Source organism: Nocardia sp. NPDC004711 (assembly GCF_053601595.1).
In genome coordinates this window covers 110,918-119,986 of record NZ_JBSGCB010000031.1, presented here as the reverse complement: position 1 = coordinate 119,986, position 9,069 = coordinate 110,918, and the positions used below count along the sequence as shown (strand labels likewise).

At 66.5% G+C, this 9,069-nt stretch carries 10 protein-coding genes; 5 read left to right on the top strand and 5 right to left on the bottom strand.

All coding sequences use genetic code 11. The annotated features are described in order from the left end of the window. A partial coding sequence (locus ACWEKS_RS29335; protein ID WP_452343070.1) for a DUF222 domain-containing protein occupies window positions 1-432 on the bottom strand: 432 nt, incomplete at its 3' end. A 238-nt stretch (window positions 433-670) separates the two neighbouring features. Here ACWEKS_RS29335 and ACWEKS_RS29330 point away from each other — a divergent pair. From ACWEKS_RS29330 to ACWEKS_RS29320, 3 genes are all read left to right on the top strand, one after another. Next, entirely contained in the window at window positions 671-1,363 is a 693-nt protein-coding gene (locus ACWEKS_RS29330) for an inositol monophosphatase family protein (protein ID WP_452343062.1), read from the top strand. A 245-nt stretch (window positions 1,364-1,608) separates the two neighbouring features. Continuing rightward, on the top strand, window positions 1,609-2,688 hold the full coding sequence (locus ACWEKS_RS29325) for a cytochrome P450 family protein (protein ID WP_452343061.1): 1,080 nt from the start codon (window positions 1,609-1,611) through the stop codon (window positions 2,686-2,688). A 601-nt stretch (window positions 2,689-3,289) separates the two neighbouring features. After that, complete coding sequence (locus tag ACWEKS_RS29320) at window positions 3,290-4,078, top strand: inositol monophosphatase family protein (protein WP_452343060.1); 789 nt, start codon at window positions 3,290-3,292, stop codon at window positions 4,076-4,078. On the opposite strand, the gene ACWEKS_RS29315 is transcribed toward ACWEKS_RS29320, so the two are convergent. The 4 genes from ACWEKS_RS29315 to lspA all read right to left on the bottom strand — a co-directional run bounded on the left by ACWEKS_RS29315 (window position 4,075) and on the right by lspA (window position 7,162). Continuing rightward, a complete protein-coding gene (locus ACWEKS_RS29315; RefSeq protein ID WP_452343059.1) occupies window positions 4,075-4,758 on the bottom strand; it encodes a GAP family protein in 684 nt (227 codons plus the stop codon). The genes ACWEKS_RS29320 and ACWEKS_RS29315 overlap by 4 nt on opposite strands. Window positions 4,759-4,945: 187 nt before the next feature. Next, a complete protein-coding gene (locus ACWEKS_RS29310; RefSeq protein ID WP_452343058.1) occupies window positions 4,946-5,608 on the bottom strand; it encodes a hypothetical protein in 663 nt (220 codons plus the stop codon). Between the two features lie 13 nt (window positions 5,609-5,621). Then, the gene (locus ACWEKS_RS29305; RefSeq protein ID WP_379388878.1) at window positions 5,622-6,548 is read right to left on the bottom strand and encodes an RluA family pseudouridine synthase; all 927 of its coding nucleotides are present in this window, start codon (window positions 6,546-6,548) and stop codon (window positions 5,622-5,624) included. Then, window positions 6,545-7,162, bottom strand: coding sequence for a signal peptidase II (gene lspA / locus ACWEKS_RS29300; protein WP_452343057.1), 618 nt, complete (start codon window positions 7,160-7,162; stop codon window positions 6,545-6,547). Before lspA ends, ACWEKS_RS29305 begins: the two co-directional genes overlap by 4 nt. A gap of 104 nt (window positions 7,163-7,266) precedes the next feature. Here lspA and ACWEKS_RS29295 point away from each other — a divergent pair, with 104 nt between their 5' ends. Then, window positions 7,267-8,274, top strand: a complete 1,008-nt coding sequence (locus ACWEKS_RS29295; protein ID WP_452343056.1) for a hypothetical protein — start codon at window positions 7,267-7,269, stop codon at window positions 8,272-8,274. Next, on the top strand, window positions 8,262-8,975 hold the full coding sequence (locus tag ACWEKS_RS29290; RefSeq protein ID WP_452343055.1) for a hypothetical protein: 714 nt from the start codon (window positions 8,262-8,264) through the stop codon (window positions 8,973-8,975). The genes ACWEKS_RS29295 and ACWEKS_RS29290 overlap by 13 nt, the downstream gene beginning before the upstream one ends. The last annotated feature ends 94 nt before the right edge of the window (window positions 8,976-9,069 follow it).

The window sequence follows — 9,069 nt, the reverse complement described above, 5'->3', positions numbered from 1 at the left end:
GGGGTCGATACGGGCGAGGATGTCGCGGCCGATCTTGGGCAGGTCATCGGGCCAGCCGATGCGGGAGTGATCGACCAAGAGGTGTTCGGCTTCCGTGCGAGTCTCGGCGGGGATGTCGGTGGGCAGGTGGTTCATCACGTCGATGATGTTGCGGACGTGATCGCGTGAGATGTCGCCTGTCTCAAAGGCTTCGGCGGTCTTCTCCAGCGCGGCCGGGCGCAAGTGTCCGCTGGGTTCGAAGAATTCCCCGCACTGGTGGGTGATCTTCACCCGCACCGACGCGTCATACCTCGACAACCCCAACGTCTGGCGCAGGAACGGCACTACGCCCTTCGCCCCACTGCCTTCGGGCAGCGAACGATTGCAGGCCTCGATGATCAGGCGTGAATCCAGCGCCGACAGTTGACGTTTGCAGGTTTCCAACCGCTGCATCAGCTCCACGACATCACTGTCGGAGAATGGGTTCAGGTTTCCGTGGAGGACGGAATTCGACAGGGCTTCGACGGCGGCTGCCAGGTCGGCGATGCCGCACGTGTCGAGTGTTACCCCCTTCGAGTCCATGCGCTAATTCTACCTCTCATATGATCGCGATATGAGCTGAATTCTAGTGTGATACAACAGTTTTCAGATATTGAATCAACTCAAATTCGATCCCGGCAGGGTACGGGACATGGAGGAATTCGATGTCGCCCTTGCCGTTCGAGCTGCGGAAGCCGCGACCGGAGTAATCCGGGATCAGTTCCGTGGCCCTGTCACCCGCTATGGCAAAGAGGATGACTTCGTCACCCAGGCTGATTTCGCCGGCGAGCGGACCATTCTCGATTCTTCGGGCCGCCCGTCCCGGCGACCGTTTCCTCGCCGGGGAGTCAGGGACCACCGGGGATCCCTCGGACCGCACCTGGTTGATCATCCGCTGTGCGGCACAAGGAATTTCGCTACGGGAGCACCGCTTACCGCGGTGAATATCGCGCTCCGCGCTGCTCCCCAATCCGCGAGCCGCCTGGCCGAAATCGACGCCGACAACCTGTCGCCCTACACGGCCTGGTTCTCGCTGACCGGCTCATGGCCGACGAAACCTTCACGGCCGCCTGCTATCCCCGCGTTCCGTCCACCTCATCGGCCCTGGTCCGGGTGGCAGCGGAAGCGGATCAACGACTGCGGCCCGGTCACCCTGGCCGAGCCGCCCGGCGGAGTTCAGGTCTGGTCGGTCACCAGTCAGGAGGTAGTACGCATACTGCCGCTCGATCCATGCGCATCCAAGGGTGCCCGCCACCACTGGCCTGCTTTCATTAAGGCGGGCGATGTTCGGCAAAGGGAGTGTCGATTCGTGCTGATACATCACAACTTTGCCGAAAATGGTTGATACCCAACGGTATTGACAGCTACGTTTGTCAGGGCATCAGAGGTCGAGGGGGCTCGGCACAAGCCCCCGTCTGCCGGTCTACGGTCAGAATGGAGTTCGCCATGGACAACCACACCGACCCCATCGTCATCGATCCCGAAGGTCCCGATATTCAGGGTGAGATCGCCCGCATCCGCGAGCGAGGACCAGTCACGAAAGTCGTGCTCCCGGGCGGAGTGCCCGCATGGTCGGTCACCGACACGGCCATGCTCAAGGAGATCCTCTCCAGCCCCAAGGTTTCCAAGGACCCACGCCAGCACTGGCCGGCGTTCCGGAACGGCGAGATCGGCAACGACTTCCCGCTCCTCAACTGGGTAAACACGCGTTCGATGTTCACCGCCTACGGACCAGAACACCGTCGGCTCCGCAACCCACTGGCATCGGCGTTCACCGATAGGCGCACCTCGATGCTGGAGCCCCGCATCCAGGCGATCGCCGATGAACTGGTGACGGGCCTGGATGCCGCGCCGCAGAGCGACCCTGTCGACATCCGCGAGCATTTCGCTTACCCGCTGCCTCTGCGTGTGATCAACGAGCTGGTGGGAGTTCCCGAGCGCTTGATCGGGCCACTGCGGAAATGCGTGGACGGCATCTTCGACATCGCTTTGAGCGAAGAGGAAGCCGTAGCCAACTACATGGCAATGATCGGGCTCCTGCAGGAACTCGTCGCGTATCGCCGCGAGAATCCCGCTGAGGACATGACCAGCACCCTCATCGCCCATGCGGACGATCCCGCAAAGGATTTCAGCGTCGAGGAACTCGTCGGGACGCTCTATCTGACGATCAACGCCGGGCACGAGACGACGGTGGACCTGATCGACCAGTCGATATACCTGTTGCTCACCAATCCGGACCACCTGGCTGCTGCGCTCGACGGCAGTCTGCCCTGGGCGGATGTGATCGAGGAAGCGCTGCGGTTCGAGCCATCGATCGCGCACGCCCCGCTGCGCTACGCGGTGTCTGATTTCGTCCTCGGCGGCGTGACGATCACCGCAGGCGATCCGATACTCTCGTGCCCCGCCGGCGCCAACCGGGACCCCAAGATCTACGGCGACAGCGCGGGCAAATTCGACCCGCACCGGACGAACAAGGACCACATGGCGTTCGGATACGGCGCCCACCGCTGCCCGGGCGCACCGCTGGCACGGCTCGAGGCACAGGTGGCCCTTCCCGCGCTCTTCCAGCGGTTCCCGCACATGAAACTCGCCGTCTCCCCCGACGAACTCGGCACGGTACCCGGTTTCATCGCCAACGGGCACAACCACTTGCCGGTATTCCTGAAATAGGCAACGGTATTCGGGGAGGAATCAAGCCGGCATAGGCCGCGGCGTGGGGCGGGTGCAGACGCTCCGGGTAACTCTCGAGGTCTCCGGTCGCAGTACCGGCCGTCGCCGCGACGAACTGCTGCCGATCGACGGCGGATAACCCTGGACGCATCGCCTGGACTCGAGTTTCTCTCGCAGAGGCGCCTCGCGAAACCTTGTGGGCCGCGCGCCGGCCGCGTTCCACAACCAATCAGCAGCACTCGACCGCGCTCCTCTGCAAGTCGGCCCCGGCTCCGCTGGTTTCGGGCAAGGAGCGATTCGCAGCCTCGACTATCAGGCGTGAATCCAGCTCCGACAGTTGGTGTTTGCAGGTTTTCCCTGCATCAACTCGTCGACATCAGCGTCGGAGAAAGGGGTGAGGTTGCCGTGGAGGACAGAATTCGACAGGGTCTCGACGGCGGTCGCCAGGTGGGCGATGCCGCTCGTGTCGAGTGTTACCCTTTCGAATCCACGTGCTGATTCCACCGGTACCGAGACCGCAATAGAAGTCTAATTGGGTTGTGATACATCAGTTTTCAGACATTGAACCATTTCCAACTCAGCCCCCAGTAAGGTGCCAGTTATGGAGGAATCCGATGTCGCCCTTGCCATTCGAGCCGCGGAAGCCGCGTCCGGTGTAATCCGGGATCAGTTCCGTGGCCCTGTCACCCGCTATGACAAGGAGGATGACGACTTCGCTACCCAGGCTGATCTTGCCGCCGAGCGGACCATTCTCGATATCCTCCGGGCCGCCTGTCCCGGCGATCGTTTCCTTGCCGAGGAGTCCGGTACCACCGGGGACCGATCGGACCGCACCTGGTTGATCGATCCGCTGTGCGGCACAAAGAATTTCGCTGCGGGGACACCGCTTGTCGCGGTGAATATCGCACTGCGCGCCGGGGAGGCCGTTACGGCGGCCGCGGTGGCGGATCCCTTCTCCGGGGAGATCTTCTGGACCGACGGGACCACTGCCGCCGTTCGCCGCGACGGCAATGACCACCCGCTGCTCCCCCAATCCGCGAGCCGGCTGGTCGAAATCGACGCCGACAACCCGTCGCCCTACACGGACTGGTTCTCCGCTGGCCGGCTCATGGCCGACGAGGCCTTCACGGCCGCCTTCTATCCCCGCGTTCTGTCCACCTCACTGGCTCTGGCCTGGGTGGCAGCGGGCCGTCGCGCCGCCTACCTCGTGGACCGCGATCTCCGCGACGACGTCCATTTCACCGCCGGCATCGCTGTGTGCCGGGCAGCCGGTTGCACGGTCACCGGCCTTACCGGGCAACCCCTCCACACTCCACCGCACGGCCTGCTGGCCGCCGCCGACCCCGTCACCCACGGCCGGTTGCTCGACATCATCGCCGGGACCCGCTAGAGCGAGGCGTGGTGCACGAGAGCGTCGGCGACCAGCGCCGCACCGGCCAGGAGCAGCAGGATGCGAACCGACAGGGGGCCGAAGCGCTTCAGCCCGCGGACCAATCCACGATAGAAGCGCCGGGCCCGCCTCGATTCGAGGGTCGCGGTGACCAGAACCAGCAGCGGCGGCAGGAGCGCGATCAGGCAGTATCCGATGATGATCAGCGGCCACATCGGCGGATGCGGATCCCGCGCCGAGATCATGGCCAGTGCCGCCAGGTACGGAACCGCCGTGGGCGCCTGCCCCAGTCCGATGGCGACGCCCACGAAACCCAGCAGCAAGGGCCTGCGCCGCGCCTCCAACGCCCACGCGGGCACCGCCGCCCCACCCTGCTCGGACATGCGCAGGCTGCCGAGTACCAGCAGCACCAGGCCGACACCCAACTCGGCCCAGTAGCGAACCGTCGGGGTGATGTCGAAACTGACCAGGTCGGTGAGGAATCGAAGGCCGAGCACGAAGGTGATGCCGAAAGCGGTTGTGACGGCGAACACTCCGGCGAGGAAGCTCAGCGCACCGGGCAGCGGCGAGCGACGGCTCAACCGGCTGTCATAGACCACCGCGGTCGTGACGCCGACCAGCAGGACATCGAGCGAGTCCAGGAAGGCGAAGCCCGCGAGCGCCAGCAGAAAGATCACCATGACCCCACCGAACATACGGGACCCATTCCCTGGCACCCCGTGACGAGCGGCGGGATGTCACCGCCCTTCGCCACAATTCGCCGCGCGCCGATCATGGCGGCGGATGGCCCCGCGGCCCGCCACAGGAAGATCCAAGCGGAGCTCGTCGGCCTGGCGTCGGTCGTCGAGGACCGGACGCTGACGTAGGTCAGTTGTCGGGGACCGGCCCATCGTCCAGAGGCGGACTGGCGGATTCGAGTTGTTCGGGCAGGAGCGGGGATACCGCGAAGACGGCGGCGGATGCGTCGGCGGGGAGTGCCTCGACGGCGCGAACTCCCGGGTGCGCGGCCAGCGTGCGGAGTTGCGCCAGCGCGCCGTGCAGAACGATGGCGACGACGCACGGGCAGTCGGCACCCAAGCGGCTCGCCACCAGGTTCTTCACCCGGGTGGAGCGGTCGTCGTAGGTGGGCGTCGACTCCATCTGGGCGGCAGCGGATTTCACCGACGCCACGGCCACGGCATCGCCCGCGGGGACACCGATGGAGATGATCGGCGTCGCCACCCGGTCGACGGCCACGTGATAGTCGATCTCCGAGATCCGCAGGCCGCCACTGAATTCCGGGATGCGGCCGGAGGTGATGCCCTCCGTGAACGACAGCAACGCCCAATGCCCGTCGGAGTCGGTGCCCTGCAACGACTTCTGGGCCCGCTCCAGGTAGTGCGTCACCGGCTCGCCGCTCTCCGGCCCCAGCCGGTCGGTGGAGATGATCGCCGACCGGGGCGGGATCGCCCAGCCCAGCACCACGATCAGGATCGCGAAAAGCACTGCGGCCACACCGATCCCGGCGCGGCGCGGCGTCAGCGCATCCACTCGAGACCCCGGATCAGTGCGCGCGCAGGACGTCGAGGGCGTGTTCCAGATCGGCGGGGTACTCGCTGGTGATCTCGATCCAGCGGCCGTCGGCGGGATGGTTGAAGCCCAGCTGGCGGGCGTGCAGCCACTGCCGTTCCAGCCCCAGCCGCTCGGCCAGACGCGGGTCCGCGCCGTAGGTGAGGTCGCCGCAGCAGGGATGCCGCACCGCCGAGAAGTGCACGCGAATCTGGTGGGTGCGACCGGTTTCCAGGTGGATGTCGAGCAGGCTCGCCGACTGGAAGGCCTCGACGGTGTCGTAATGGGTGATCGACGGGCGGCCGTCCGCGGTGACCGCAAACTTCCAGTCGTTGCCACGCGCGCGTCCGATAGGCGCGTCGATGGTGCCGCTGCTCGGATCCGGATGCCCCTGCACCAGCGCGTGATACCGCTTCTCCACGGTCCGGTACTTGAACGCCCGCTTGAGCTGGGTATAGGCGTGCTCGGACTGTGCGACCACCATCACACCCGAGGTGCCGACATCCAGCCGGTGCACGATGCCCTGCCGCTCATGGGCTCCCGAGGTCGAGATGCGGTAGCCCATGGCCGCCAGGCCGCCCACCACGGTCGGGCCGGTCCAGCCGACACCCGTGTGCGCCGCCACCCCAACGGGCTTGTCGACGGCCACGATGTCGTCATCGGCGTAGAGGATCTTCATCCCCTCCACCGGGGTCGCCTCCACCGTGAGTTCCCGCTTGGGCTCCGGGAATTCGACCTCCAGCCAGGCCCCGGCGGTCAGCCGGTCCGACTTGCCGGCCGCGATGCCGTCCAGCTGGACGCCGCCGTCCTCGGCCATCGAGGCCACGGCGGTGCGCGACAGCCCGAGCAGGCGCGACAGCCCGGCATCGACTCTCATACCGTCCAGCCCGTCGGGCACCGGCATGCTGCGGGTCTCCCTCATGCTGCCTTCCCCTCCGCGCTCGACGAAGCCTGCTGCCGATGCATGCGGGTGCCGTCGGGTTCGAACCCGAACACCGTCAGCGCCACCAGCAGAATGGCCCCGCACACGATCGACGAATCGGCCACATTGAACACCGGCCACCAGCCGACCGCCACGAAATCCACCACATGACCCTGCAGCGGGCCGGGCGCGCGGAACAGACGGTCGATGAGATTGCCGAGCGCGCCGCCCAGCACCATGCCCAGGCCGATGGCCCACGGCAGCGAGCGCAGGGTCCGGCCGATGCGTATGACACCGATCACCACGGCCGCGGCGACCAGGGTCAGCAGCCAGGTCATGCCGGTGGCCATGGAGAACGCGGCGCCCGGATTGCGGACCAGGGTCAGGCGCACGCTGTCGCCGATGAGATAGATCGGCTTACCGGGCGTCATGGTCGCGACCACGATGGTCTTGGTCAGCAGATCCAGGCCCAGCAGCACCACCGCGATGAGCAGGAGCACCGGCAGACGCAACGGCTGCGCGGGGGAAGTCCCGGCATCGGCCGCGGGGCTGATCTCCCCTGGCGATGTGTCTGGTTCCTCTGCGCCGGATTCGCGCGGCCGATCGGTACTCACCCTGACATCATTCCTTATTCATGTCGGGCGCCTCTGAACACCCCGAAACCACGGCCCCACAGGATCCCAGCTGTTTTTCAGGAACGCGCCGTAACCTGTTCGACGTGACGGTGTTGTCTTCCTCCCCCAGCTCGGCGAAAGCCACCGCACCCTGTTCCGGCACCCCGCGCCCGCCGCGGCGAGGCGCGGGCACGCGCACCGCGCGCTCGGGGGTCCTGCTCCTGGTGCTCGCGGTGACCCTGACCGCCTTCGGCGTCGGCTGCAGCGATCGGACGGAGACCACGGCCGAGGCCGACGGCACCGAACCGGTCGGCATCAACAAAGAGGTCACCATGCCCATCGAGGCCGTGACCGCCACCGTCGTCGAGCCGGGCGCCGAGCCCCGCTCGCCGCTGCGCCGCATCCTCGAGGCGGGCGCCACCCAGCAGGTCACGCTGAGTACCGAACATCACATCGAGCAGCAGATCAATCAGCAGGCGCTGCGCGACATCTCCCCGCCCGCGATGACCATTCCGCTCACCGCGGAGTCCGGCGCCGATGGGGTGGAACTGACCGTCGGCAATGCCACCTCCCCCGACCCGACCCTGGCCAAGGCGCTGCTGCCCGCGGACGGTTCCCACGTCGGCTTCGACGTCAGTGAACTGGGAGCGATCACCGCGCTCAAACTGGCGCCCAAGCCCGCCACCTCCGACTCCGCGCGTGCCGCGCTGGAGCAGGCGTTCTATCAGGCCGTGTACCAGTCCATCGCGTTCCCGCCCGACGCCGTCGGGGTGGGCGCGGTGTGGACGGTGCGGCAACAGGTTTCCGGCAGCGTGCCGCTGGAGCAGGTGACCACCTGCACCCTCACCTCCCGGAACGGCAACCAGCTCACCATCGAACTGAATGTGGTGCAGACGCCGAAATCCACTGTGTGGCATCTGCCCAACGAGGCGGGCCAGCTGGAGATCGTCGACTACCTCATGCACGGCACCGGCACCATCGCGGTGGATCTCGGTCTGCCGCTACCGGTTTCCGGTTCGGTCGAGGTGGGCGGCAACCAGACCTACCGCGACCCGCGCAGTTCGGTGACGCTGCGGCAGACCCTGCGCACGGAGGTGCAGTGGGGCGCCTGACGCGGCTCGCGCTGCTGGCGGGGGTCCTGGCGCTGGCCGCCACCGCCTGCGGCAGCCACAAGGATTCCGCGCCCGCGCTGCCGAGTCTGGGGCCGGCCGTGCAACCGTCCGGAACGCCCGGGGGCGCACCGGTTCTCGATCAGTTCACGCTGCGTTCGGAGCTGCTGGATGTGTCGGTGATGCCCGCGGGGTTCACCGCGCTCGACGATCCGCCGCCCGGGAGTTCCGGCGGGGCGGGTGCCAAGACCGATCCGGCGCCGTGCGCGAATGTGCTGGCGGCCATGGCCGTTCAGGCTCCGGGGTCGGCGGCGCAGGCCGCGGCCCAGTTCGGCGGGCCGAATTTCGCCAGCGTGGATATCGATGCGGCGTCGTATTCGAATGGCGGAGCGGCGCAGGCTTTCTCCACCGTCCAGTCCATTCTGCCGGGCTGCACCAAGTATTCCGGCAAGGATGCCGACAATACGAAAGTGGAATTCCGGCTGGGCGGTTTGAATCAGCCGCAGGCCGGTGACGGCTCGACCGCATTCCAGGTGCGCACCACCAGCGACGGGCTCACGCTGTACACCGATGTGAGCATCACGCTGGTCGGTTCGACGGTGGTGCAGATCGCCTACTCGGATGCGAAGGAACCCGATCCACAGCAGCTCAGCGCCATGACCGCAGCGCAGGTGCGCAAGCTGCAGGGGGCTGCGGGTCCGTAGTCGCGGAACTTTTCCCGCATATGCGGCAATTCGGATGATCATTCGGAAATTCGAGTAATTCTTGTCGGCACCGGGGCATAAGCTCGACGCGTCC

What these genes read in the sequence shown, in the direction of transcription:
- ACWEKS_RS29320 (WP_452343060.1), top strand. Translation starts at nt 3,290, where the DNA reads ATGGAGGAATCCGATGTCGCCCTTGCCATTCGAGCCGCGGAAGCCGCG.
- ACWEKS_RS29305 (WP_379388878.1), bottom strand. Translation starts at nt 6,548, where the DNA reads ATGAGGGAGACCCGCAGCATGCCGGTGCCCGACGGGCTGGACGGTATG.
- ACWEKS_RS29325 (WP_452343061.1), top strand. Translation starts at nt 1,609, where the DNA reads ATGCTCAAGGAGATCCTCTCCAGCCCCAAGGTTTCCAAGGACCCACGC.
- ACWEKS_RS29315 (WP_452343059.1), bottom strand. Translation starts at nt 4,758, where the DNA reads ATGGTGATCTTTCTGCTGGCGCTCGCGGGCTTCGCCTTCCTGGACTCG.
- ACWEKS_RS29330 (WP_452343062.1), top strand. Translation starts at nt 671, where the DNA reads ATGGAGGAATTCGATGTCGCCCTTGCCGTTCGAGCTGCGGAAGCCGCG.